Below are 24,721 nucleotides of genomic sequence, written 5' to 3' on the forward strand. Positions count from 1 at the left end.
AGACCCACGATGACCGGGGACCATGGGGCACCGGCCGACGAGCGGGCACTTGAGCACCGATTGTCGGGCCCGGGTGCCGACCTCATCGACGACCTGAGCAAGCTCGACGGCGACCTGGTCGTGCTCGGCGCCGGCGGCAAGATGGGCCCGACGCTGTGCCTGATGGCCCGCCGGGCGCTCGACGAGGCCGGCCGCGCCGACGTCGCCGTACACGCCGTGTCGCGCTGGAGCGACGGCGCCGTACGGGGCCGGCTCGACACCGGCGGGGTCGCCACGGTCGTCGCCGACCTCGCCGACCCGGCCGCCGGCGGAAAGCTGCCGGACGCGGGCAACGTCGTCTTCATGGTCGGGGCCAAGTTCGGCGTGACCGGCCAGGAATACCGGGCCTGGCTGACCAACGCGGCCCTGCCGCACACGGTCGCCCAGCGCTACCCCGACGCCAGGATCGCCGCCCTCTCCACCGGCAACGTGTATCCCCTCACCGACCCCCGCACGCCGTCGCCGACCGAGCAGTCGCCGACCGGCCCGGTGGGCGAGTACGCGATGAGCTGCCTCGGCCGGGAGCGGATCTTCGAGGCCGCCGCCGCGACGCGGGGCACCCGGGTCTCGCTCGTCCGGCTCAACTACGCGGTCGAGCCGCGCTACGGCGTGCTGGCCGACCTGGCCCGCACCATCGTCGCGGGCGAACCCGTCGACCTGACCACCGGCTTCGTCAACATCGTCTGGCAGCGTTACGCCAACGAGGTCGTCCTGCGCTCGCTCGGGCACGCCGGCCGCGAGCCGTTCACGATCAACCTCACCGGGCCCGAGACGCTCGCCGTACGGACCACCGCCGAGCAACTCGCCGCGCTGCTCGGTCGCGACGTGCGCTTCTCCGGTCAGGAGTCGGACCGCGCGCTGCTCTCCGACGCGCGCCGCTGCCACGAACTCTTCGGCTATCCCGACGTCGCGGCCGGCACGCTGATCCGCTGGCAGGCCGAGTGGATCGCCGCCGGCGGGACCCTGTGGGACAAGCCGACCAAGTTCCAGCGCCGGGACGGCCGGTTTTGAGCGCCGCCCCGCGCGACCGCATCGCGCCCTCCCGGATGCTCGCGACCCTGCGGGCGGGGCTCGTCGTACCGGCCATGCCACTGGCCCTTGACGACGACCGGCGGTTCGACGAGCACTACCAGGCGGCCCTGGCCAACTACTACGCGGCGGCGGGTGCCGGCGGCATCGCGGTCGCCGTGCACACCACCCAGTTCGAGATCCGCGATCCGGCCACCCGCCTGCTCGAACCGGTGCTGGAGGTGGTGGCCGACACCCTCGCCCGCACCGGCGGCGACCTGATCCGGATCGCCGGTGTCGCCGGCCCGACCGGCCAGGCGGTCGCCGAGGCCCGGCTCGCCGAACGCCTCGGGTACGACGCGGTCCTGCTCTGCCCCCCGATGGGCGGCGCGATGGACGAGCCGGGGATGCTCGACCGGGCCCGCGCCGTCGCCGAGGTGCTGCCGGTGATCGGCTTCTACCTCCAGGAAGCCGTCGGTGGCCGGCGGCTCTCGGCCGAGTTCTGGCGCGGGTTCGCCGAGATCGAGGGGGTCGTCGCGATCAAGATCGCGCCGTTCGACCGTTACCGCACCCTCGACGTCGTGTCCGCCGTACTGGAGTCCGGCCGGGCCGACCGGATCGCTCTCTACACCGGCAACGACGACAACATCGTCCACGACCTGACCACCCCGTTCGAGACCCCGGACGGGGACCGCTGGATCGACGGCGGGCTGCTCGGGCAGTGGGCGGTCGGCACCAACGCCGCCGTACGACTGATGGAACTGGTCCGGGCCGTACGGGCCGGTGACGCCGCGAAGGCCGACCTGCTGAGCCGGCGGGCGCCACAGCTCACGGTCGCCAACGCCGCCGTCTTCGACGCCGCGAACGCCTTCCGGGGCTGCATCGCCGGCGTCAACTACGTGCTCTGGCGCCAGGGCCTGCTGCCGAGCATCCGCTGCCTGAGCGATCGCGAGGTGCTCTCCCCGGGGCAGGCCGAGGCGATCGACGACGCGTTCCGGCGCTACCCGTGGCTGTCGGACGACGACTTCGTCAACGAGCACCGTCACGGGTGGTTCGCGTGACGCCGACGGGGCACCGCGCGCGGTCGCCCCGTACCGCACCACCGGCACGCAGTGGCTGCGAGTACGCACCACGCCATTGCACGAGGAGGACCAAGTGAGATCCCGTTTCCTGACGGCCGTGGCGCTCGCCGCCACCGCCGCGCTCGCCCTTACCGGCTGCGGTTCCGGAGGATCCGGCGACGGCGGATCGGAAGTGACCCTGTGGATGTACCCGGTCATCCCCGACCAGGACGCCAGCCAGAAGTTCTGGGCCGACTTCGAGGCCGACTTCGAGGCCGAGAACCCGGACACCAAACTGACCATCGAACTGCTCCCGTGGGACAACCGCGAGGAGAAGATCGGTACGGCGATCGCCGCCGGCAAGGGCCCCGACCTCGTCCTGCTGACCCCCGACCTGACGGCGAACTTCCACTCGACCCGCGGCCTCAAGCCGATCGGTGCCGCCGTCGACGACAAGTCGAAATACTTCGAGGGCGCGCTCGCCGGCGGCACCATCGACGGCGAGATCTACGGCCTGCCGATCTACCAGACGTCGACGACCACGGTCTACAACAAGGCCGCCTTCGCCGAGGCCGGGATCACCGACCTGCCGAAGACCTGGGACGACGTCCTCGCCGCCGCCCCCGCGCTGGCCGCCAAGGGCATCGCGGTCATGGACTACTCCGGATCGCCCGAGGTGACCCTGAACCAGAGCTTCTACCCGCTGCTGTGGCAGGCCGGCGGCACCGTCTTCACCCCCGACGGCAAGGACGTCGCCTTCGACGGTCCGGCCGGGGTCGCCGCCCTGCAGTTCCTGCTCGACCTGCAGGCCGTCAGCGGCCTGCCCGCCGACGCGGCCACCAAGCCCAACAAGGTCGAGGGCGGTCCGCTCGGGCTCGGCAAGGTGGCCATGGGGTACGCGGTCTCCAAGCCCGAGGCCCAGCAGATGCAGGCCGGCGTCGGCGCGGCCGAGGTCGTGGTCGGCCAGCCGCTGACCGGCGCCCGGCAGCGCTCGTTCGGCACGCCCGGCCTGATCACGCTGACGACCATCAACTCCGACGACAACGAGGAGGCCGCGCTCGCCGTCGCCCGCCGGCTCGCCTCGCCCGAGGTCCAGCACGAACTCAACGTGGCCTCCGGCACGTACCCGTCGCGGACCGACGTGCAGGCGCCGGGCACCGACGAGATCACCACCGCCTACCTGGAGGCGCTGAAGTTCGCGCACCCCGGCGAGGCCCACCCCGGCGCCCGCCAGGTGATGGCCGCCCTCGCCCCGCACCTGCAGGGGGCACTGCAGGGCAAGCGCACGGCCGCGGAGGCGCTCGGCGACGCGGCCACCGAGGCCCGCGGCATCCTCTCCCGACTGCGCTGAGTGGCGCCGTGCCGTGGAGGGCCGGCCGGGTCGGCCCTCCACGGCGGCACCACCGGACCGAAAGCAGAGCCATGACCTCTACCCCCGCGGCGACACGCCCGCCGGCGTCCCGCCCACGAACCCGCCGGCCGGCGAACACGACCGGCGTGTGGGCCGGGATCCTGTTCGTGCTGCCGATGCTCGTACTCTTCGTCGTCTTCCGCTTCGTGCCCAGCTTCGGCGCGATCGGCATGAGTTTCACCGACTACCGGCTCAACGGGGACTTCGAGGTCATCGGCTTCGAGAACTACAGCCGGCTGGTGTCCGACCCGATCTTCCGCAACGCCCTGGTGACGACCCTGATCTACGCCGCGTTCTACGTGCCGCTGATCGTGGTCGTCTCGATGTTCACCGCGGTGGTGCTCGACAAGCTCGTCTGGGGCGTCGGCTTCTTCCGCGGCGCGCTGTTCCTGCCGTACGTCACCTCGTTCGTCCTGGCCGGTGTGATCTGGTACTGGATCTACTCGGCCGACGGTCTGGTCAACGGGCTCCTGCAACGGTGGCAGATCGACGCCGTCCCGTTCCTGTCCGGCAACCAGTGGCAGGTGCTGGGGTCGCTGTCGGTGGTCTCGGTGTGGCGGGGGTTCGGCTATTCGATGCTGATCCTGCTCGCCGGCCTGAAGACCATTCCGACCGAACTCACCGAGGCGGCGAAGCTCGACGGGGCGAACGCCGTACAACGCTTCTTCCGGGTGACCCTGCCGCTGCTGCGGCCGGTCGTCTTCTTCGTGGTGGTCATCGAGACGATCGCCGCGTTCCAGGTCTTCGACACCGTCTACGTCATGACCGGCGGCGGCCCGGCCCGCGCCTCGTACTCGCTGGTCTACGCGCTGTACGACGAGGGCTTCAAGTTCTTCGACTTCGGCTACGCGGCCACCATCGGCGTCGCCATCTTCGCGCTGGTGTTCGTCATCTCCATCATCCAGCGCCGCCTCCTCGATCGGGACGAAACATGAGCATCGCCGTCCGCGACCGCACCGCACACCAGTCCGGGCGCGGCCAGCAGCAGTCCGGCGGCCGCCCGCGACGGCCGCGCCGTACGGCGCGGATCTGGCTCGTCGTGCTCGCGAGCCTGCTGGCCCTCGGTACGGCCATCCCGTTCCTCGCCGTCTTCGTCCTCGCGTTGAGTCCCGAGGGCGCGCGGACGATCCCGTACCAGTTCCCGGACAGGTGGACGTTCGACAACATCGTGTCGGTGCTGTCGGCGCAGAGCTTCCTGCGCTGGACCTTCAACTCGCTGGTCTACTCGCTCGTCTCCGTCGTGCTCGTGCTGATCACGGCGGCGATGGCCGGCTACGCGTTCGCGAAGAAGCGGTTCCCCGGCCGGGACGCGCTGTTCTGGTCGTTCCTCGCCACGCTGATGGTTCCCGCGCAGGCGACGCTGATCCCGATGTTCGTGCTGGTGTCCAACCTGGACGGCATCGACACCTTCTGGGGGCTCATCGTGCCGACGCTGGCGAACTCGCAGTCGGTGTTCCTGATGCGGCAGTTCATCCGTGGCCTGCCGGACGAGCTCTTCGAGGCGGCGAAGGTCGACGGCGCGGGTGAGGCCCGGATCTTCTGGCAGATCGTGCTGCCGCTGACGAAGCCGATCCTGGCGACGCTCGGCATATTCGTGTTCCTGTGGCACTGGAACGACTTCCTGTGGCCGCTGATCATCGCGCAGACCGACGAGATGCGTACGCTCACCGTCGGCCTCGCCTCGCTCAACTCGGAGTCGGTCTCCGACGCACGGCTGATGGCGGCCGCCGCCGTCACCGTCATCCCGTGTCTGGTGATCTTCGCGGTGTTGCAGCGTTACATCGTCAACAGTGTCGCGTCGAGCGGGATCAAGGGGTGAGTGCGGCTCACAACCGCAGGAGGTATTGCGTGCGGGGACGGCCGGTGCTGCCGGTCGTCTCGATCCCGGCCCGCTCGGCGTAACCGGCGTACTCCAGCCGTTGCAGCATCCGCCGCGCGGTGCGCAGTTGCACGCCCAGCTCGGCGGCGACGACCCGGGACGTGATCGGGGCGCCGGTGCCGCCCTCCCAGAGCTGCTGGAGCCGGCCCAGCGTGGCGGCGGACAGGCCGACCCGGGCGGCGATGACGCCGATGGCGGGCGGGCCGGTCTCGTCGCCGCCGGGCTGCCGGCCACCGGAGGCGAGCAGCAGGTCGATGTCGTTGCGGAAGGCGGCGACGGCGGCCGGCCCCTTGTGCGCGTGCGCGCGGTTGAGCGCCCGGCGGGCCAGCCGCTCGGCTTCGGCGGCGGTGCGGCCGAGCCCGAACCCGACGTACGCGTCGATCGACGCCTCCTCGAAGCGGCGCAGGAACGGCGCGTCGGTGAAGTCGTTGGTGGCGCCCGCGAGCGCGCCGCGTGTCGTGACGAGCAGGTAGGTGCCGTCACCGGTCCGCGAGAGCGTGCCGGCGAGCGCGGAGACCTCGGCCGCCAGCCGTTCGGTGACGGCGCTGTCGGCGGCCCCGGCCGCGTCGACCAGGCCGAGGACGACCTGGGCGTCCTCGTGGATCTGGTTGGTGGTCGCGAGCAGGAGTTGGTGCAGGGCGGTGCGGACCGCGTGCGGCGACGGTGCCAGCCGGATGATGGTCATCTCGTCGCGCAGGGCCTCGTGGACGCTCGACACGCAGGTGATGGCCGACCAGGTCGGGTCGGGGTTGGCCCGGTGGAAGGCGATGAGCTGGGCCGAGTCGATGTCGGGCCGGTAGGCGACGGACCGGATCGCCGCCGGGTCGATCCCGACGGCGGTCGACAGGTCGCGGATCTCGGTGGTGCGGACCGTGTCGATCGACGTACGGGCGATGTCGCGGCCGGCGCTGGCCAGCCGGACCCAGGCTTCGAGCACCGTCTCCCGGGTGTAGTCGACGAAGGCGGACGGTCGCGGTGAGGCGTTGCCGGCCAGCGTGTAGGGCACGATGCCGGTGAAGAGCCACGCGTCGACCTGTGCGGAGTGGTCGCGTACGAGGGCGGGGGCGTCGGTCTCGTGGGCGTACGGGCAGCGGACGACGCTGACGCCGGGGGACTGCTCGCAGAGTGCGGCGACGCTGTCGACGAGGTCGACCGGGCCGACGATGCCAACGATGGTGGACAATCCGCTCCCTTCCGCCGGGGGGATTCATCGTCGCACACGATTGCGCCTGTTCCCCGGTCCCGCTAGCCTAGGGCGTCAATTACGGTCCAGACCTAAAGTCGAGCGGAGAATCGATGAGACTTTCCCGACACCGACGGCTCCTTCTCGCCACAGCACTCACCGCCGTGGCCGCCATGACGCTGTCCGGCACGCCCGCCCTGGCCGAGCCGCCGGCCCCCGCGCCGCCGCGCACCTCCGTCCAGCCGGGGCACGAGGAGAACCTCGGGCAGACCATGCCCGACAAGATCCTTTCCCAGGACCAGTCCCAGGGCGTCGACGCCGCCGGAAACCCCCAGGTCTACTGGGTGACCGCCGGCAACGACGAGACGACCGCGATGTTCCAGGCCACCGACGTCCGCACCGGCCGGATCGTGTTCGCCGAACGGCTGCCCCGCGGCGTCAACAGTTGGGCGAACACGTTCTCGCCGGCCGAGGGCGCGGTCTACTTCGCCACGACCGAGGGCTTCTTCTACACCTGGACGCCCGGCGACCAGAGCGTCACCGCCATCCCGTTCCCGTACCCCGGGGAGGGGATCTGGCGGCTGGCCGCGGCACCCGACGGGATCATCTACGGCGGGACGTACCCCGGTGGCCGGCTGTTCGCCTACGACCCGGCGACCGCGCGGTTCACCGACCACGGCCAGATCATCCCCGGCGAGACGTACGGCCGGGCACTCGCCATCGACGACGACCACGTCTACTTCGGCACCCAGCCGCGCGCCAAACTGGCCCGCTTCGACCGGGCGACCGGCGAGGTACTCCAGATGCCGCTGCCGGCCAAGTACGCCAACGAGGAAGCCGTCTACGACATGACGCTCGCCGGCGGCTACCTGCTCGCCCGCGTACAGAAGGTCAACGACCTGCTCGTCTTCGACACCGCCACCGCACAGCTCGTGCACGTGGTGCCGGCGATCGACGGCCGGGCCATCTCCGGACTCGACCCCACCGGGCCGTACGTCTACTACCGCCGGGTCAGCCAGGGCATCGTGCAGCTCAACCTGGAGACGTTCGAGGAGACGCCGCTCGGCTGGCGCCCCAACGCCATCCCCGGCACCTGGGCCTGGATCGACATGCGGTCACCCGACTTCCCGGGCCTGTCGCTGTCGATGACGTTCTACAACGGCCGCGTCTACGTCTACAACCTGCAGACCAAGAGGAACAGGTACATCAGCGAGGCCGGACTCCAGGGCGCGCCGACCCCGCTGCAGGCGCTCGGCGTCGACCGGGCCGGCACCGTCTACTCCGGAGGGTTCCTCACCCCGCCCGGCATCTCGGCCTACAACCCCGACACCAAGGCATTCCGCCTGCTGAACGGCGGCGGCCAGGTCGAGGGCTTCGGTCAGTTCGGCGACGACCTCGTCTACGGCCGCTACCCCGGTGGCACCCTCTACCGCTACGACCCGGCCCGGGCCTGGTCGATGGGGACCAACCCCGGCGAGCCGGTGACGATCGGCCAGGAACAGGACCGCCCGCAGGCACTCGTCCAGGTCGGTGACCGGGTCGTCGTCGGCAGCGTGCCGATCTCCGGCCGGCTCGGCGGCGCGCTCAGCGTCTGGAAGCCGGACACCGGCGAGATCACCGTGCGGCGCGACATCGTCGCGAACCAGAGCGTCGTGTCGCTCGCCGCCCGGGGCGACCTCGTCGTCGGCGGCACCTCGATCAACGGCGGGTTCGGGATCGACCCGGTCGCGTCCCAGGCCGAACTGTTCGTCTACGACGTCACGACCGGGACCGTACGCGGGTCCCGGGTCGTGGTCCCCGGCGCACAGTCGATCAACGGACTGCGCTTCGACGACGAGGGTGTCCTGTGGGGCATCGCCGACGGCACGCTCTTCGCCGCCGAGGTCGACCCGGCCACCGGCACGATCGACGTACTGCGGGCGGAGAACCTGTTCGGCCTCGCCCGCACCATGTACGGGCAGGACCGGGCGCTCGCGTTCCGCGACGGCATGATCTACGCCACCTACGGCGGCCGGCTCTGGTCGGTCAACCCGGTGACGTGGAAGGCGCGGGTGCTCGCCGGTTCCGGGGCCGAGCACCTGGTGGCCGGGGTCGACGGCAGCCTGTACTACACCCGCGGCTTCACCCTCTACCGCTGGGTCTTCGACCCGGTCGCGGCGCCGCCCGCGTGCACCGAGACGATCACCGGCGGGCACCGTGGTCCGCTCCAGGTGTCGCGCGGCGTCACCTGTGTGATCGGTGGTCAGGTCAGCGGGCCGGTCACGGTCCGCCCCGGTGCCGGTCTCGTCCTCGACGGGGCCCGGGTCGACGGGCCGGTCACCGCGACCGGCGCCAGTCACCTCAGCACCTTCGACACCGAGGTACGCGGCCCGCTGAGCGTCAGCGCCTCGACCGGCCCGGTACGCGTCGACTCGTCGACCGTACGCGGCCCGGTGACCCTCACCGCCAACCGCGGCGGCGAGGTGACCGTGACCGCCACGACGGTCGGCGGCCCGCTCGCCTGCACCGCGAACACGACGGCGCCCGGCAACGCCGGCGTCGCCAACACGGTGTCCGGCCCGCGTACGGGGCAGTGCGCGGCACTGTGACCGACCGGTCAGGTCCGCCCCGCCGCCCCTCCCCGGGCGGTGGGGCGGACCGGCCGTTCAGCGGGGCGGAATCCCGGCCGCCTCGACCTCGTCGAGCAGCCGCCGGGTGAGCGCCAGCAGTGGGGCCCGTTCGGCGTCGCCCAGCCCGGCCGGTCGCCCCGGGTCGACCGCGAACTCGACGGGGATCCGCCCCTCGTCGGCGGCGATCCACGACATCCGCTGCACGTACCCGTCGTAGGGCGGGCGGAAGGTGGCCGCCGCGAACTCGTCGAGAATCCGCGACGGCGCGAACAGTTCGGCACGCGGCTCGTGCGCGGCCCGGAACGCCGTACGGGTCAACGGCGTCGCGGCGGCGGCCAGCCCGACCAGCGCCCCCCGCGCACCCCACAGCAGCGACGGCACGAACATCCGGTCCTCGCCGGTCAGCACCGTGACCCCGGCCGCCACCGCCGACCAGATGCCCGCCTGGCAGGCGATGGCGTCGGAGAGGTGGGCCGGCTTGTACGCGGTGACCGCCGGGTGGCCGAGCACCGCCGCGAGCGTCGCCGGGGCGTACGGGCCGGTGTAGAGGTCGAAGGCGATCAGGTCGAGCCCGCTCGCCCGGCTCAACCGGTCGAGCCGGCGCAACTCCACCCCGGGGTCGTCGCGGGCGGCCGGGGCGACGAGCAGCGCCGTCGCGCCCGCGTCCGCGGCGAGCCGGCCCCAGCGGTCCAGGTCGTCGTGCGGCCACACGGCGGTCACCACGGTCGGGGTGAGCGCCCGGGCCGCCCCGACCAGCGCGGCCCGCGCCGGCAGCGGCAGCCGGTCGCCCCGGCCGGTGTGGACCGCGACGGCCAGCCCGTCGGCGCCGTCGGCGACCACGCCACGGAAGTACGCCGAGGTCACGTCGGGGTCGGTCGCCCCGCGGGCCGTCGTCGGGGTGAGCACGGCCGCGATGAGCGGGGCGGGTACCGGAAACCCGGCCGGCGGCGCGCCGGTCCCGCCGCCCGCACCGGAACCACCGTTCGTCTGATCATCGTTCAACATGGATCCGCCTCCGCCGACCGTGCCGGTCAACCACCCATCCTCCCCCTGACCTGGGACGATGGGGAATTGTCCACGGTCGTGCCGGCCTTCCTCAAGCCGGTGCCGGCCGGGCGGAGGCGCCGGGGCGCCGGTGTGTCCGCCAGCGTCACGGTCCGGTCGCCGTCGGTGTCGAGCGGGCCCCGGAAAGCGCTCCCGCGAAGGTCCGGCCCGGCATCGGCCGCCGGCAAACGCAATTTCTTCTCAATGCTGGGCGGAGAGGGTTCCGCTGCGGCCGGCCGGCGGGACACCGTGATGGGCACCACCACGCAGTCGAGCGGCATCCGGGAGCTGGCCATGAGAGCGATCCTTGAACCGCCACCCGCGCCACCGGGCACGGCGCCGGCGGCCGCCGTGCCGCTCGACCGGCCCCGGCTGGCCGGCGCGTTCGAACTGGCCTGCCTGGTCCGGGCCACCGCGCTGACCCGGCCGTCGGCGACCCGGACGATCCGCTCGCCGTGGTTCGGGCCCGATCCGGGCGTCGTCGAGTTCAACGTCGAGGCCGCCGCCCGCCGTACCGCCCAACTGCTGCGCTACCTCGACGTGCCGGCGTACCAGGAGGCCTCCGTCGCCGGACTGCGCCGGCGCTACGAGCTGTACCGGATCATCGTCCCGGAGGCGCACCGGACCGCCTACTCCACCCTCGTCGGCGTCGCCTGGCAGCAGGGCCGGACCTCGATCCTGAGCACTGTCGCGCTCGGTACGACCGCACCCGCCAACACCTGGCGGCTGCGGATGGCCGGCGCGGCCTGGCGCGGCGTCCTGCTCACCGCCGGGCGGCACATGCGCAAGCACATCCTCGGCGTACGGGTCACCGACCAGGACCTCGCCACGGTCCTCGTACGCGGCGCGCAACTGCTCGACGCCCACGCGTCGCTCGTCCGCCGGGGCGGCTCCTTCCTCATCAGCGTGCCGAACGGCCCCGCCGCCGGCCGGCTGCTGCGCGGTGCCCAGCTCTGCGACGCCACGGTGCCCGAATCGACCGCCGGAGGCCGCCAGCCGTAGGACCGAGGTCGCCCTGCTTGCCGAACTGCCGTAGGTTCGGCAGCACTGCCGTGCCGACACCCCGGTCGGCCAGGCGGGAAGGGGCGACCGATGAGCCGATGTTGGCCACGGCGCCGGCCTCGGCCGGGCCGGTGCCGCGCCGGCCTGGCCGCCGTGCTCGCCGCCACCACCCTGCTCGGCCTGGCCGGCTGCACCGACGCCGCCACCGAGCCGATCCGGCTGGACATCGCCACCGGCAGCCGGGCCGGCGTCTACTACGTGTTCGGCCAGGCGTTCGCGGCCGTCATCAACCGGGAACTGCCGCACGTGCGGGCCGACGTCGTCGTGACGACCGCCTCGGCCGAGAACGTCGCGCTGGTCGGCAGCGGCCGGGCCCAGTTGGGCTTCACCCAGGCCGACATCCTGCCGCCGACCGGAAACGAGGTCGTCGCCGTCGCCCGCGTCTACGACGACCTGCTGCACCTGGTGACCCGCTCCGACGGGCCGATCCGGCGGCTGGAGGACCTGCGTGGGCAGCGCGTCTCCGTCGGCGCCTCCGGCTCGGGCACCGAGATCACCGCCAACCGCCTGCTCGACGTCGCCGGACTGGCCGACCGGCCGGGCGACCGGCAGCCCGTACGGCTCGCCTACCTCAACCTCGACGCGTCGGCGGAGGCACTGCGCGACGGGGAGATCGACGCGTTCTTCTTCTCCGGCGGGCCACCGGTCAAGGCGGTCGAGCAACTCGTCGCCGCCATGCCGGTGCGCCTGGTCGACCTGGAGATGTGGACCGAGCCGCTGCGCGAGCGCTACAGCGAGGTCTACGTCGGGCGGGACATCCCGGCGACCGCGTACGGCATCGAGCCGATCAGCACCGTCGCCGACCCCAACTACCTGGTCGTCGGTCCGTCCGTCCCGGAAGACCTGGTGTACGAGCTGACCCGGCTGCTGATGCAGCACCGCGACGAACTCGGGATCGCCCACCCGGCGGCCGGGCGGATGAACCTGCAGTCGGCGATCGCCACCGCGCCACTGGCGCTGCATCCGGGCGCGGCCCGCTACTACCAGTCGGTCAAGCCCTGACCGGCTCGGCGGACTGGAACCACAGCCGGGCCTCGAGCCCGCCACCGTCCGCCCGGCGCATGGTGAGCCGCCCCCCGGACGCGTCGGCCAGCACCGCGACGATGGCCAGACCCAACCCCGAGCCGTCGATGTTCTGCGCGTCCGGTGCCCGCCAGAACCGTTCGGTGGCCTGCTCGAGCTGCGCGTCGCCGAGCCCCGGCCCGTCGTCGCGGACCTGCACCGCGACCCCGCCCTCGGTCGGGACGACCGACACCTCGATCGACCCGTCCGGGCCGCCGAACTTGACCGCGTTGTCGATGAGCGCGTCCAGGCTCTGGTCGAGCGCCGTCGGCACCGCCTGGACCAGCGCCACCGGTGGCGCCGGAAGCAGCGTCAACCTGATCCCGCTACGACGCGCCAGCGGCTCCCAGGCCGCCACCCGCGACTCGGCGACGGCGACCGCGTCGACGGTGACCAGCCGCCGCTGGCCGCGCTCGGCACGGGCCAGCGTCAGCAGCCCGTCGAGCACCTTGGCGAGCCGGTCGGTCTCCTCCAGCGCGAGCTGGTGCTCCTGCCGGCCGTAGTCGTCGGTCAGGCTCGGCCCCAGTTCCTCGACCCGCAGCCGCAGCGCCGTCAGCGGATTGCGGAGCTGGTGGCTGGCGTGGGCGACGAAGGCCCGCTGGCGCTCCATCGCGTCCGACACCGCGCCCGACATGTCGTTGAAGCTGCGGGCCAGGCGGCGCAGCTCGGGCGGGCCGGCCCGGTCGGAGATCTGGGTCCGGCCGTCACCCGCCGCGATCTCCAGGGTCATCGCGTCGAGCACCGTCACCGGCCGCAGCACCCAGTTGGCCATGCCCCAGGCGGTGACCACGCAGGCCACGGCGGCGAGCAGACCGAAGCCGGTGAAGACCAGCAGCCACAGCATCACCGCCTCGCGGCGCCGGTCGGTCGGCGACACGGTGATCACCATGCCGAGCACCTCGCCGCCGTCGCTGATCGGCACCGCGACGACCAGGGGGTCGTCGCTCCACGGCCACAGCTGCTCCTCGGACGCGTACTGCTGCCCGGCCAGGGTGACCCGCATCGCGGCGTCGAGTTGCCCGGTGTGCGGTCGCCGGCTGCCCGACCGCACCGCCGTACGGCCCTCCCGGTCGACGACGGCCGCGCCGATCCCGTACAACTCGTCGTAGCGGCGCAACTCGGCGGTGATGGTGCCGAACGCCTCCGTACGCAGCGCCGGCCGGGCCAGCGCGGCGAACCTCGTCGCGTCGGCGAGCCGGTCCGCCCGCAGCAGTTGGGTCTCCCGGCTGACCAGCGTGAACGCCAGCGGGATCTCCAGCGCCAGCAGCACCAGGGCGAGCAGCAGCAGATAGCTGAGCGCGAGTCGGCGACGCACGGGGGCTATTCGCCGCGCAGCCGGTAGCCGACGCCCCGCACCGACTCGATCAGCCGGGCGTCGCCGAGCTTCGTACGCAGCGAACCGATGTGCACCTCGACGGTGTGCCGGGCCACCCAGGTGGTCTGCCACACGTCGAGTTGGATGCGGTCGCGGGTGATCACCAGTCCGGGCTGGCGGCCGAGGGAGAGCAGGATGTCGAACTCCTTGCGGGTGAGCGTGACCGGGCGGTCGTCGACCGTCACCGTCCGGGCCGCGACGTCGATCCGCAGCCGGCCGGTGGCGATCACCTCCGGTTCCGGAGCGGCGTACGACGCGCGCCGCAGCACCGCCTCGATCCGGGCCTGCAACTCGTCCATGGAGAACGGCTTCACCATGTAGTCGTCGGCACCGACGCGCAGGCCGACGACCCGGTCACGTTCCTCGCCCCGGGCCGTCACCGCGATGATCCCGAGCCGGGCACTGCGTCCCCGCAGGGTACGACACACGTCGAGGCCGTCCCCGTCGGGCAGCGACAGGTCGAGCAGCACCAGGTCGCAGGGGGCGGCACTCAACGCCGCGGCGGCGGTCGCCGCGTGCTCGACGTCGTAGCCCCGGCGGGTCAGCGCCGAGTTCAACGCGGTGGCGACCCGCCTGTCGTCCTCGACCAGCAGAATCCGCATGCGTCAACTCCTCGGGCGGTGCGCCGGGCCAACGGGCGACCTTGATCGTGGCGCGGCCCGCACCCGGACAGCACACTCCAGCGTCAATGATCGCCACTCGCTGGTGACAATTGTCAACACCGACGGCAACGGCGGCCCGGACGGCAGGCTGATCAGCCGTGGCCGGGCCGGCCGTCGGTGGCCGTTGCGCCGGACATTCCGGGACGGGCGGCGAGCAGCAGGTCGGCCACCTCGGTGTGCCCGCCGCGTACCGCCCAGTCCAGCGGAGAGCGGCCGGTGCCGTGGTCCTCGCGCCGGTCCGGGTCGGCGCCGTGGGCGAGGAGTTCACGTACGACGTCGGCATGTCCCCAACTCGCGGCGGCGCACAGGGGAGTGCCCTGATCGCCATGGCCGCTCTCCAGGTCCGGTGCGGCGCCGGCCGTGAGGAGCAGGCGGACAGCTTCGCCGGAATTCTGCACGGCGGCCGCGTACAGCGGTGTGGTGCCGTCCCGATCCGGTGCGTCCGGATCGGCGCCGGCACGCAGGAGCCGCGCCACGGTCCGGGGCTCGGCGGTCAGGGCCGCCTCGACCAGCCGCCGTGCGTACTTCTTCCGCCGCCTGTTGTCGATGCCGGGAGCATACGTAGACGCGGCCCCCGGGTCGTCGGGCAACGGACGCCCCGGCCAGGTGGTCGCGTGGGCGGATCAGCCCAGGGACTCGTCGTAGCGCTGCCGCAGCGTCGACCAGCCGTACTCCCGGGCGGCCTCGCCGACCACCCGGTCGACCTCGTGGCCGTCGAGCACCGTGGCGAGTACGGCGAGCGCGATGTGCCAGCCGGCGGCGTACATTCCGCGGCCCGGGTGCTCGTCGAAGGTGTGCTCGAGGGTCAGCAGCGATCCGTCCGGGGTCGGGGCGAGGGTCCAGCGCAGCAGGTGGCTGCCCCAGCGGTGGACGAGTTCGCGCGGCGGGTCGCAGACCAGCACCTCGGCGTCCTCGGGGTCGTCCTGCGGCGTCTCCCGGCTGGTGGCCGGCCCGACGGAGTCGAGCGGTCGGTCCGGCCCGACGGGCGACCAGGTGCGCAACTGGTCGGGCTCGGTGAGTTTCGGCCAGACCCGGTCGACCGGGTGCGGCAGTGCCCTGGTCATCGTCAGCACCCAGCGCCCGGCGACCTCGGCCAGCGTGGCGCCGGTGGCGTCGTCGTCGATCCGTGCGGTCACCGTCGGGTCGGTCGCGGGCGCCATGGGCCGTTCGCGTTCACTCACTTACTTCTCCTCGTCGAGGTCGCGCGCCAGCCGGTCGAAGCTGGCACTCCACATCTGGCGGTACGGCGTCACCCAGGCCAGCACGTCGGGAAGCGGGTCGACGGCCAGCCGGTAGACCCGGCGCCGGCCGGCGACTGTCGCGGTCACCGCGCCCGCCTCGCGCAGCACCCGCAGGTGTTTGGAGACCAGCGGCTGGGGCAGCCCGAGAGCGGTGATGAGTCCGCCGACGTCGTACTCCTCGGCCCGTAGCAGGTCGAGGATGCGGCGCCGGGTCGGGTCCGCGATGAGGGTGAAACCGTCCACCAGTGAATCATGCCTCAGAGGTTATATGAATTTCAAGGCATGTGTTGGTGTCCCGCGGCCGGACGGTCGCCGCGGGGCACCAATGCCGTCAGACCCGGCTCAGCGCACGGCCGTGCTCGCGCGCCGACGACTCGGCGTCGGCCCGCAGCTGTGCGGCGAGGTCGCGGAAGTCGGCGAGCGCCGGGTTCTCGCCGGCCAGGGTGAGTTCGGCCTCGACCACCTTCAGGTCGAGCTGCCACAGGTCGGCGAGGACCCGCCGGGTGTACGGCGTCGCGTGGTCCCAGCCCTCGCGCGGGGTCCCGGCTCCGTACCCGCCGCCGCGGACCGTCACCAGCACCGCGGGCTTGCCGGCGATCGCCGGCGGAACTCCGGCGGCCAGCCGGGGGTCGGTGATGGCCAGGTCCGTGTACGTCTTGAAGTGCTGGGACACCCCGTAGTTGTAGAGCGGTACGGCGAACAGCAGCGCGTCGGCGGCGACGAGTTCGTCGACGATGGCCGTGGCGAGCGCCTTGGCCGAACGCTGGCCGTCGCTCCACTTCTCGACGGGGGTCTGTCCCGCGCTGACCGCGTCGGCCCATGCGGTGGCCGGGACCGGCTCGAGTCCGATGTGCCGGCGGGTGACCGGGGCGTCCGGATTGGTCTCGCGCCAGGCGGACTCGACGGTGTCGGCGATCTCGCGGCTGTGCGAACCGTCGATCCGGATGCTGGCGTCCAGGCGGAACAGGGACATGGCGCTCCTTAGGTAACGGACGCGGGAGCACTAGCCGCCCGCGTGGTACTAGCTAAAAGCTAGCATCCTCGGAAGAGCTAGTTCGCAGGCCGTTAACATGAACACATGCGGGCAGGGCAGCACGATGCGGCAAAGGGTGAGTTGCGGTGTGCCGGCGCCCTCGTCCGGGTCTTCGAGATCCTTGGCAAACGCTGGAACGGCGTCATCCTCGCCACCCTGAAATCCGGTCCGGCGAGCTTTTCCGAGATCGCCCGCTCGGTCACCGGCATCAGCGACTCCGTGCTCTCCGACCGGCTCAGCGAGCTGGCCCGGGTGGACCTCGTGATCCGTACGGTGGTCGACACCCGCCCACCCGCCGTCAGCTACGCGTTGACCCCGGCCGGTGACGCGCTCGTGCTCGTGCTCGACGAGCTTGCCGGCTGGGCCGAGGAGCACCTGCCGGACGCCTGACCCGCGCCCAGCCGCCCGCCCCGACGATCTGGCCCGCGCCCACGCCACCCGTTCCGACGATCTGGGCGTCAGAGACCTTATCCCCGGCGGATAACGTCCCTGACGCCCAGATCAACGAGGTTGCCCCTCGGCCGCAGTAGCCGATCCGGACATCCGGGCGGTTCGCGGGCCGATCGTGACGTCTGTTGGCCGGCTGGGTGGAATGGCCGCCGGGTCGGGGGCGTTGTGCATGACCGCGGCCGAGGTGGCAGCACTCCGCCAGCCGCCCGGCGCCCCGCCTGCGGGCTGGAATGGCCCGGGCCGCGCGTGCGTTACACCCGGTCCGGACGTGCCTGGAAGTGCGGGCCGGAATGGCCCGGGCCGCCGGTGCGTTACACCCGGTCCGGACGTGAGCAGCACCCCCCGCGCCACGTCCGTGAAGGTTTTGCCCCGCGTGAGAGGCATGCGTGAGGGCGGCAGCCCGAACACCCCCCGTTCGGGTTGTCACCATCCCCCTCGAACAAAGGACACCCCCATCATGACTGTCTTCGCCACGTACACCCGTAAGGCCCTGCTCGCCACCGCCGGTATCGCCATGGCCGCCGGTCTGGCCGGCCCGACCAGCACCGCCCTGGCCGCCGACCCCACCCCCACGCAGGCCGTCACGGTCGCGCAGACCGTGGCAGAGCAGGCGGACAAGCCGACCACCGAACAGCTGATGCCGAACGGTGTCCCGGGCGACCAGTCCAGCTTCACCCCGAACGCGGAGCAGCTCGACAACGCCCGCAAGATCATCGACGCGGGTAAGGACATGAACCTGCCGCCGCGCGCCTGGACCATCGCGATCGCGACCGCGTTGCAGGAGTCGAAGCTGGAGAACCTCGGCCACCTCGGCGACCGTAACGACCACGACTCCCAGGGCCTGTTCCAACAGCGCCCCTCGTCCGGCTGGGGCAGCGTGGAGCAGATCACCGACCCCGACTACTCCGCCAAGGCGTTCTACAAGGGCCTCACCCAGGTCGACGGCTGGGAAGACATGCCCCTGACCGTCGCCGCCCAGACCGTACAGGTCTCGGCCTACCCCGACCACTACGCCCAGTGGGAGAAGATGGCCGCCGACATCATCACCGACATCACCAACAAGTAAGAAGACACGCCACGACGTGGGCGCCCTCCCTGAACAGGGAGGCGCCCACGTTCGTGTGTCAGCCCGCCGGCCGGCCGTCGATCGGCAGCCGGAACAACGCGTACGGCTTGCGCCGCAGGTCCTGGCCCAACTGGAACCTGGCCTGCCGGTGCAGTTGGTTCGCGGTGACGTAGAGGTAGCCGTCGCTGCTCACCGACATGGCGTCCGGCCACAGCAGGCGGGGATCGTGGGCGACCGTCTCGTATTCGCCGTCGGTGCGTCGGCGCAGCACCGCGTCGTGCTCGTACGCGGTCAGGTAGACCCGTCCCAGGTGGTCGGTCTCCAGTCCGGCGGCACCGCTGCCCTTGTCGCCCTCGTCGACGACCGTCGCCGCCACCGATGCGTCGTCGAGTGTGGGGTCGGCGAGTGCGTCGATCGAGACGCTGTAGAGGTGCCGGGACGCCAGCGGGCAGTAGTAGAGCCGGCTGCCGTCGGGCGAGATCGCCAGCCCGTCCGCGCCGACCGCGACCGGTCGGGCCGGCCCGTCGACCGGCCGCTCCACGAACGGCCGGCCCTCCACGACCGGCCGGAACGTGCGCGGCCCCTCGGCCCGGGTCGACGGGTGACCCTCCAGCCGCCGCCAGGCGGCCCCGCTGACCAGGTCGACGACCACGATCGCGTTGGGCCCCTTGTCGGTGGCGTCGGTGACGAACGCCAGGCCGCCGGAACCACGTCGCAGGTCGATCCGTACGTCGCCCAGGTACGCCGTCGGTGGGGCCACCTCCGGCCCCAGGACGATCGTCTCCACGACGGTGTCGTCGGTCAGGTCGACGCAGACGAGCTTCGGCCCACCGGTGACCACCGGCCGGAACATCGGGCTGCCGGAGTCGAGGATCCACAGCCGGTCGGCGGTGTCGACGACGACGCTCTGCGCCGAGACGAAGCCGCGCGGGTCGTCGTCGGTGCCGGGGGAGTTCCACCGCCGGTCCGGGTACGGCTCGCAGTGCCGGTTTCGTAGTTCGGTGACGGTGGCGGGTGCCTGCTCGTCCCACCGCGGGAAGTTGACGAAGATGCGTCCGGCACGGGACACCGCCACCCCGGCCGGCATCGCCCCGCTGAAGGTGGCGACCAGTTCCAGGGGCACCACGGGATTCTCGGTGGTCAGTGGGACGCTCATCCTTCCCCTTCCTTCACCCGGTCCGGCTGCCTACCCGCCCGGCGGGCGGGTGAACCCGGTCAGGGCTTGAACTCGCTGCGCAGGCGCGGCAGCCACTCGGGGTGCTTCTCCCGCAGGTACCGGATGAGCTTTTCGCGCAGTTCGCAGCGCAGGTCCCAGGCGCTCGGCCCGTCGCTGGCCGAGGCCAGGACCCGGATGCAGATCGACGTGTCGCTGCCGTCGACCACCTGGAGCACCCATTCGGACTGGTCCCACAGCGGGGTCTGCTCGAGCAGCCGGTGCGTCTCGGCCCGGATCTCGTCGATGTGTGCGGTGAAGTCGAGGTGCAGGGTGACGGCGGCCAGCACCCGGGCCTCGTGCCGGGTCCAGTTCTGGAACGGTTTGTTGGTGAAGTAGCTGGTCGGCAGCATGAGGCGGCGCTCGTCCCAGAGCCGTACGACGACGTGGGTGAGCTTGATCTCCTCGACCCGGCCCCACTCGCACTCCACGACGACGACGTCGTCGATGCGCAGGGCGTCGGTGAACGCCAGTTGCAGACCGGCGACCGCGTTGCCGAGCGTGGTGTGCGCGGCGAAACCGAGGATCACGCCGGCGACACCCGCCGACGCGAGCACCGACGCCCCGAACGCCCGTAGCGGGCCGAAGGTCATCGCGGCGGTGCCGATGGTCAGGATCGTGATGACCAGCGCGGTCATCCGGCGCATCAGCCCGATCTGGGTACGGGCCCGGCGTACCCGCCGGTTGTTCGCGACGTTGACCGGCAGTCGCCGGAACGCGACGTCTTCGGCGACGAACAGGTATTTGATCAGCAGCCACCCGGTCGCGGCGATCAGCCCGATCTGCACCCCGTGCCGGTAGCCGGCCAGCTTGCCGGAGGAGATGCCGGTGGCCGGCAGTACGTAGTACAGCGTGCCGAAGACCAGCATCGCCGCCCACGGCCAGAAGCAGGCCCGGTGGAACTTCATCAGGAACGGCTCGTAGCGGCGCCGGGCGATCCACCGCACCGCCATCCCGGTCAGCCAGGCGACGAGGCAGGCGCCGGCGATCGCCGTGGCCACGACCAGGAACGCCTTCATCGCCGGCCCGCTTTCCCGGGTCCGGCCGCCTCTAACGTGCGCCGGGCGGCCGGACCGGGAAGGTCAGCGGAGGCCGGTGACGGCGGCGTCGCGGGCGCCCCGCCAGACGATGCCGGCCTCGCGGAAGCCGGCGGCGCGCAGTGCGTCGAGATGCCAGGAGAGTGTCGGGTCGGACTCGGTCGTGTGCCGGTCGGCGAAGACCTTTCGCCGTTCCTCCAGCAGCGGGCCGAGTTCCGGGTCCTTGGCGACGTGGTCCCACCACGCCTCCCACGACAGCACCGCGCCGGCGGCGTAGCGGGCCTCGCGCCGGGTCCGTTCCCGGTTGCCGAGCAGGACGGTCAGTTCCGGCAGCCCGTCGTCGGGCATGTGGTCGACGTTGATGAAGACCCCGCCGGGGCGGAGCACCTCCCGGATCTCGGCGTAGAGCGCGGCCAGCCGGTCCGGGGCGATCCAGTGCAGGGCGGTCGCGGTCAGCACCGCGTCGTAGTCACGGTGCGGCAGCGCCGTCGCCCAGTCCGGCGTACGCAGGTCGGCGGTGACCACCGTCGACCGGTCGTCGAGCGACTCCCGGGCGATGGTGAGCAGCACCGGGTCGACATCGAGCAGGGTCGTGGTCGCGTGCGGGAACCGGCGCAGCGTACGCAGCGAGATCGAGCCGGTGCCGCCGGCCAGGTCGAGCACGGTCGGGGCCTGGCCGAGGCTGGTCGCCTCGACGGTGTCGAGCAGCGCCGCGAAGCGTTCCTCGCGGTCCGGCAGGTAGGCCTCCTGCTGCCGGTCCCAGCTCTCCTGCCACGCCGCAGCATCGATCTTGTAAGGAGTCATAAGCGGTAGGCTAGTTACGTGCCGATTCGCTGTCGAGTGCGGGCACTCTAAGTCGCACCGCGCTAGCGTTTCGGGGGTGACTGGAGACACCGACACGGTCCTGCCCACCCCGCCCGCCGACCTGCCCCGCACCGTGGGCGAACTGCGTGCCGCCGGGCACTCCTACCGCACCGTCAAGCAGGAGCTACGGGAGAACCTGCTGGATCGGATGCGCTCCGGCGAGCCGCGCTTCCCCGGCGTCGTCGGCTACGACGACACCGTGCTCCCCGAGGTCGAACGGGCCCTGCTCGCCGGCCACGACCTGGTCCTGCTCGGCGAGCGCGGCCAGGGCAAGACCCGGCTGCTGCGCAGCCTGGTCGGCCTGCTCGACGAGTGGACCCCGGTGATCGCCGGATCGGAACTCAACGAGCACCCGCTGCACCCGGTCACCCCCACCGCCCGGGCGCTGGCCGCGCGGGCCGGCGACGACCTGCCGGTCGGCTGGCTGCACCGCTCGATGCGGTACGGCGAGAAGCTCGCCACCCCGGACACCAGCGTCGGCGACCTGATCGGCGACGTCGACCCGATCCGGGTCGCGCAGGGCCGGACCCTCGGCGACCCGGAAACCATCCACTTCGGACTCGTGCCGCGCACCAACCGCGGCATCTTCGCCGTCAACGAACTGCCCGACCTGGCCGAGCGCATCCAGGTGTCGCTGCTCAACGTGCTCGAGGAACGCGACATCCAGGTCCGCGGCTACCAGCTCCGGCTGCCGCTCGACCTGCTCCTGGTCGCCAGCGCCAACCCCGAGGACTACACCAACCGCGGGCGGATCATCACCCCCCTCAAGGACCGGTTCGGCGCCGAGGTCCGCACCCACTACCCGCTCGACCTCGACCTCGAACTCGACCTGATCCGGCAGGAGGCCGACCTGGCCGCCGCCGTACCGGAGCACGTCCTCGAGGTGCTCGCGCGGTTCGCCCGGGCGGTCCGCGAGTCGCCCTCGGTCGACGCCCGCTCCGGGGTCTCGGCCCGCTTCGCCATCGCGGCCGCCGAGACCGTCGCCGCGTCGGCGCTGCGCCGCGCCGGCCTGCTCGGCGAGACCGAACCCGTCGCCCGGGTCGGCGACGCCGTCTCGGTCACCAGCACGCTGCGCGGCAAGGTCGAGTTCGAGAGCGGGGAAGAGGGGCGGGAGATCGAGATCCTGGCCCACCTGCTGCGTACCGCCACCGCCGAGACGTTCCGGGCCCGCCTGGCCGGCCTCGACCTGTCCGGCTTCACCGACCTCGTCGCGCGGGGCGACGTCGTCGAGACCGGGGAACTCGTCGCCGCCGACGAACTGCTGCGCCAGGTCGGCACCGTACCGGGGCTGGCCAAGGTGCTCGACCGGCTCGGGCTCGGCGACGCGCCCACCCCCGGCGAGGCCGCCGCCGGGATCGAGTTCGCCCTCGAAGGGCTGCACCTGACCCGCCGGCTGGCCAAGGACCTGACCGACGACGGCCGCACCCGCTACGGCGTACGCGACCAGGGGCGGGGCTGAGCCGTGACCGGCGGCAACCGTTACCGGTACGGCTCCTGGCGTGGCGGACCCGATCCGCTCGCCCCGCCGTACGACGTACGCGCCGCGGTCGACCAGGTCGGCGCCGAGGTGCTGGCCGGCGGCAGCCTGCGCCAGGCGCTGCGGGACCTGCTGCGCCGTGGGCCGCAGGGGCGGGGCGGCCTCGACGACCTGACCGCCCGGGCCCGGCGGCTGCGCCGCGAGGCGATGCGCCGGGGCAACCTCGACGGCGCCGTCACCCGCGCCCAGGCCCTGCTCGACCAGGCGCTCGCCGCCGAACGCGACGAACTCGCCGGACGCGACGACGACGACGCCCGGTTCGCGCAGGCGCGACTCGACAACCTGCCCCGGTCCACCGCCCGGGCCGTCGAGGAACTCGCCGACTACCGGTGGAGCAGCGACGAGGCCCGCGGGCTCTACCAGCAGATCCTCGACGGGCTCCGGGGCGACGTACTCGAACAGCGGTTCGCGGGCATCCGCGACGCGCTGCGCGACCCGGACCCCGCCGCCCGGCGCCGCCTCGAAGAGATGCTCACCGACCTCAACGCACTGCTCGACCGGCACGCCCGCGGTGCGGACACCACCGACGCGTTCACCGAGTTCATGCGCCGGCACGGCGACTTCTTCCCGGAGAAACCCGGCTCGGTCGACGAACTCGTCGACGCGCTCGCCCGCCGGGCCGCCGCCGGCGAGCGGCTGATGCGGTCGCTGTCACCGCAGCAGCGGGAGGAACTGTCCCGGCTGATGGACCAGGCGTTCGGTGACGGGGCGCTCGCCGACCGGATGCGCGACCTGACCGCCAACCTGCGCACGCTGCGGCCAGACCTCGGCTGGGACCGCGCCGAGCGGGTCCGGGGCCGGGAAGACCTCGGCTACGGCGCCGCAGCCGGCGCGCTGGAGGAGATCGGCGAACTCGACGACCTGCTCGACCAACTGGGCCAGGAGCATCCCGGGGCGACGCTCGACGACATCGACGTCGAGGCGGTGCAGCGGTCGCTCGGCCGGGAGGCGGCCGACGACGTACGCCGGCTGCGGGAACTCGAACGCGAACTGCGCCGGCAGGGCTGGGTCAGCCGCGACGGCGACGGGCTCACCCTCAGCCCGAAGGCGCTGCGCCGGCTCGGCGGGACCGCGCTGCGCCGAGTCTTCGACGACCTGTCCGGCCGCCGCCGCGGCCAGCACGACCTGCGCGACGCCGGAGCGGCCGGCGAGGTCACCGGCGCGTCCAGGCCCTGGGCGTACGGCGACGAGCAGCCGCTCGACGTCGTCCGTACCGTCTCCAACGCGCTGCGGCGCGGGGCGGCGGTGCCGGTCCGGCTGGAGGTCGACGACTTCGAGGTGGTGGAGACCGAGCGCCGCGCGTCGGCGGCGGTGGCACTCTGCGTCGACCTGTCCTTCTCGATGATCTCCGAGGGCCGGTGGGGCCCGATGAAACAGACCGCACTGGCCCTGTCGCACCTGGTCGCGACCCGGTTCCCGCAGGACGCGCTGCAGATCGTCGGCTTCGGCCGGCACGCGCTGCCGTTGTCCCGGGAGCAGTTGGCCGCCGTCGAACCCGACCTGGTGCAGGGCACCAACCTGCAACACGCGCTGAAGCTGGCCGGCCGGCACCTGCGCCGGCACCCCGGCGCCGAGCCGGTCGTGCTGGTGGTCACCGACGGCGAGCCGACCGCCCACCTCGAGGACGGCGAGGCGGTGTTCTCGTGGCCGCCGACGCTGGAGACGGTGCAGGCGACCGTGGTCGAGGTGGACGAGCTGACCCGGTTCGGGGCGACGCTCAACCTCTTCATGCTCGGCGAGGATCCGGGTCTGCGCCGCTTCGTCGACGCGGTGGCCCGGCGCAGCGGCGGCCGGGTCTTCACCCCGGACGCCGACGACCTCGGCCGGTACGTGGTTTCCGACTACCTGCGCGCCCGCCGCGGCCGCCGCGCCCGCTGACCGGCGG

The 24,721-nt window shown here is 72.5% G+C and carries 23 protein-coding genes; 12 read left to right on the plus strand and 11 right to left on the minus strand.

Going from position 1 to position 24,721, the window contains the following annotated elements; all coding sequences use genetic code 11:
* Nucleotides 1–9 precede the first annotated feature (9 nt).
* The 5 genes from QCD66_RS05150 to QCD66_RS05170 all read left to right on the plus strand — a co-directional run bounded on the left by QCD66_RS05150 (nucleotide 10) and on the right by QCD66_RS05170 (nucleotide 5,338).
* Entirely contained in the window at nucleotides 10–1,050 is a 1,041-nt protein-coding gene (locus QCD66_RS05150; protein ID WP_375735746.1) for an NAD-dependent epimerase/dehydratase family protein, read from the plus strand.
* Nucleotides 1,047–2,108, plus strand: a complete 1,062-nt coding sequence (locus tag QCD66_RS05155) for a dihydrodipicolinate synthase family protein (RefSeq protein WP_375735747.1) — start codon at nucleotides 1,047–1,049, stop codon at nucleotides 2,106–2,108. The genes QCD66_RS05150 and QCD66_RS05155 overlap by 4 nt, the downstream gene beginning before the upstream one ends.
* 94 nt (nucleotides 2,109–2,202) lie before the next feature.
* On the plus strand, nucleotides 2,203–3,459 hold the full coding sequence (locus QCD66_RS05160) for an extracellular solute-binding protein (RefSeq protein WP_375735748.1): 1,257 nt from the start codon (nucleotides 2,203–2,205) through the stop codon (nucleotides 3,457–3,459).
* Nucleotides 3,460–3,530: 71 nt separating this feature from the next.
* Nucleotides 3,531–4,454 carry a carbohydrate ABC transporter permease gene (locus QCD66_RS05165; protein ID WP_375735749.1) on the plus strand — a complete coding sequence of 308 codons (924 nt, stop codon included), beginning with the start codon at nucleotides 3,531–3,533 and terminating at the stop codon, nucleotides 4,452–4,454.
* On the plus strand, nucleotides 4,451–5,338 hold the full coding sequence (locus QCD66_RS05170; protein WP_375735750.1) for a carbohydrate ABC transporter permease: 888 nt from the start codon (nucleotides 4,451–4,453) through the stop codon (nucleotides 5,336–5,338). Before QCD66_RS05165 ends, QCD66_RS05170 begins: the two co-directional genes overlap by 4 nt.
* Nucleotides 5,339–5,345: 7 nt before the next feature.
* On the opposite strand, the gene QCD66_RS05175 is transcribed toward QCD66_RS05170, so the two are convergent.
* On the minus strand, nucleotides 5,346–6,581 hold the full coding sequence (locus tag QCD66_RS05175; RefSeq protein ID WP_364216170.1) for a hypothetical protein: 1,236 nt from the start codon (nucleotides 6,579–6,581) through the stop codon (nucleotides 5,346–5,348).
* Between the two features lie 113 nt (nucleotides 6,582–6,694).
* Here QCD66_RS05175 and QCD66_RS05180 point away from each other — a divergent pair, with 113 nt between their 5' ends.
* Nucleotides 6,695–9,169, plus strand: a complete 2,475-nt coding sequence (locus tag QCD66_RS05180; protein ID WP_375735751.1) for a hypothetical protein — start codon at nucleotides 6,695–6,697, stop codon at nucleotides 9,167–9,169.
* A gap of 57 nt (nucleotides 9,170–9,226) precedes the next feature.
* On the opposite strand, the gene QCD66_RS05185 is transcribed toward QCD66_RS05180, so the two are convergent.
* On the minus strand, nucleotides 9,227–10,195 hold the full coding sequence (locus QCD66_RS05185; RefSeq protein WP_407567023.1) for a dihydrodipicolinate synthase family protein: 969 nt from the start codon (nucleotides 10,193–10,195) through the stop codon (nucleotides 9,227–9,229).
* 333 nt (nucleotides 10,196–10,528) lie between these two features.
* Here QCD66_RS05185 and QCD66_RS05190 point away from each other — a divergent pair, with 333 nt between their 5' ends.
* Nucleotides 10,529–11,236 carry a hypothetical protein gene (locus QCD66_RS05190; RefSeq protein WP_364216178.1) on the plus strand — a complete coding sequence of 236 codons (708 nt, stop codon included), beginning with the start codon at nucleotides 10,529–10,531 and terminating at the stop codon, nucleotides 11,234–11,236.
* A 90-nt stretch (nucleotides 11,237–11,326) separates the two neighbouring features.
* Nucleotides 11,327–12,298, plus strand: coding sequence for a TAXI family TRAP transporter solute-binding subunit (locus tag QCD66_RS05195; protein ID WP_364216181.1), 972 nt, complete (start codon nucleotides 11,327–11,329; stop codon nucleotides 12,296–12,298).
* Here the strand turns inward: QCD66_RS05195 and QCD66_RS05200 are convergent.
* From QCD66_RS05200 to QCD66_RS05225, 6 genes are all read right to left on the minus strand, one after another.
* Nucleotides 12,288–13,673, minus strand: a complete 1,386-nt coding sequence (locus tag QCD66_RS05200; RefSeq protein ID WP_375737100.1) for a sensor histidine kinase — start codon at nucleotides 13,671–13,673, stop codon at nucleotides 12,288–12,290. The two genes, QCD66_RS05195 and QCD66_RS05200, sit on opposite strands and share 11 nt — an antisense overlap.
* Before the next feature lie 5 nt (nucleotides 13,674–13,678).
* Nucleotides 13,679–14,335, minus strand: coding sequence for a response regulator transcription factor (locus QCD66_RS05205; RefSeq protein ID WP_364216187.1), 657 nt, complete (start codon nucleotides 14,333–14,335; stop codon nucleotides 13,679–13,681).
* 152 nt (nucleotides 14,336–14,487) lie between these two features.
* Nucleotides 14,488–14,985, minus strand: coding sequence for an ankyrin repeat domain-containing protein (locus tag QCD66_RS05210; RefSeq protein ID WP_375737099.1), 498 nt, complete (start codon nucleotides 14,983–14,985; stop codon nucleotides 14,488–14,490).
* A gap of 33 nt (nucleotides 14,986–15,018) precedes the next feature.
* Complete coding sequence (locus tag QCD66_RS05215; protein ID WP_375737098.1) at nucleotides 15,019–15,576, minus strand: SRPBCC family protein; 558 nt, start codon at nucleotides 15,574–15,576, stop codon at nucleotides 15,019–15,021.
* Nucleotides 15,577–15,879: a metalloregulator ArsR/SmtB family transcription factor gene (locus QCD66_RS05220; RefSeq protein ID WP_357533605.1), complete on the minus strand. Its 303-nt coding sequence runs from the start codon at nucleotides 15,877–15,879 to the stop codon at nucleotides 15,577–15,579.
* A gap of 88 nt (nucleotides 15,880–15,967) precedes the next feature.
* A complete protein-coding gene (locus QCD66_RS05225) occupies nucleotides 15,968–16,609 on the minus strand; it encodes an FMN-dependent NADH-azoreductase (RefSeq protein WP_375737096.1) in 642 nt (213 codons plus the stop codon).
* Nucleotides 16,610–16,714: 105 nt separating this feature from the next.
* Here QCD66_RS05225 and QCD66_RS05230 point away from each other — a divergent pair, with 105 nt between their 5' ends.
* Entirely contained in the window at nucleotides 16,715–17,059 is a 345-nt protein-coding gene (locus QCD66_RS05230; RefSeq protein ID WP_357533601.1) for a helix-turn-helix domain-containing protein, read from the plus strand.
* Between the two features lie 517 nt (nucleotides 17,060–17,576).
* Complete coding sequence (locus QCD66_RS05235) at nucleotides 17,577–18,185, plus strand: hypothetical protein (RefSeq protein WP_407567024.1); 609 nt, start codon at nucleotides 17,577–17,579, stop codon at nucleotides 18,183–18,185.
* A 58-nt stretch (nucleotides 18,186–18,243) separates the two neighbouring features.
* On the opposite strand, the gene QCD66_RS05240 is transcribed toward QCD66_RS05235, so the two are convergent.
* The 3 genes from QCD66_RS05240 to QCD66_RS05250 all read right to left on the minus strand — a co-directional run bounded on the left by QCD66_RS05240 (nucleotide 18,244) and on the right by QCD66_RS05250 (nucleotide 21,239).
* Complete coding sequence (locus QCD66_RS05240) at nucleotides 18,244–19,341, minus strand: L-dopachrome tautomerase-related protein (protein WP_375733227.1); 1,098 nt, start codon at nucleotides 19,339–19,341, stop codon at nucleotides 18,244–18,246.
* 59 nt (nucleotides 19,342–19,400) lie between these two features.
* On the minus strand, nucleotides 19,401–20,417 hold the full coding sequence (locus QCD66_RS05245) for a mechanosensitive ion channel family protein (protein ID WP_375733228.1): 1,017 nt from the start codon (nucleotides 20,415–20,417) through the stop codon (nucleotides 19,401–19,403).
* Between the two features lie 63 nt (nucleotides 20,418–20,480).
* Nucleotides 20,481–21,239, minus strand: a complete 759-nt coding sequence (locus tag QCD66_RS05250) for a class I SAM-dependent methyltransferase (RefSeq protein WP_357533594.1) — start codon at nucleotides 21,237–21,239, stop codon at nucleotides 20,481–20,483.
* A gap of 76 nt (nucleotides 21,240–21,315) precedes the next feature.
* Here QCD66_RS05250 and QCD66_RS05255 point away from each other — a divergent pair, with 76 nt between their 5' ends.
* Nucleotides 21,316–22,758 carry a sigma 54-interacting transcriptional regulator gene (locus QCD66_RS05255; RefSeq protein WP_375733229.1) on the plus strand — a complete coding sequence of 481 codons (1,443 nt, stop codon included), beginning with the start codon at nucleotides 21,316–21,318 and terminating at the stop codon, nucleotides 22,756–22,758.
* 3 nt (nucleotides 22,759–22,761) lie between these two features.
* Nucleotides 22,762–24,714, plus strand: coding sequence for a VWA domain-containing protein (locus QCD66_RS05260; protein ID WP_375733230.1), 1,953 nt, complete (start codon nucleotides 22,762–22,764; stop codon nucleotides 24,712–24,714).
* The last annotated feature ends 7 nt before the right edge of the window (nucleotides 24,715–24,721 follow it).

The sequence above is a fragment of the Polymorphospora sp. A560 genome, assembly GCF_045781765.1.
GTDB lineage: Bacteria > Actinomycetota > Actinomycetes > Mycobacteriales > Micromonosporaceae > Polymorphospora > Polymorphospora lycopeni.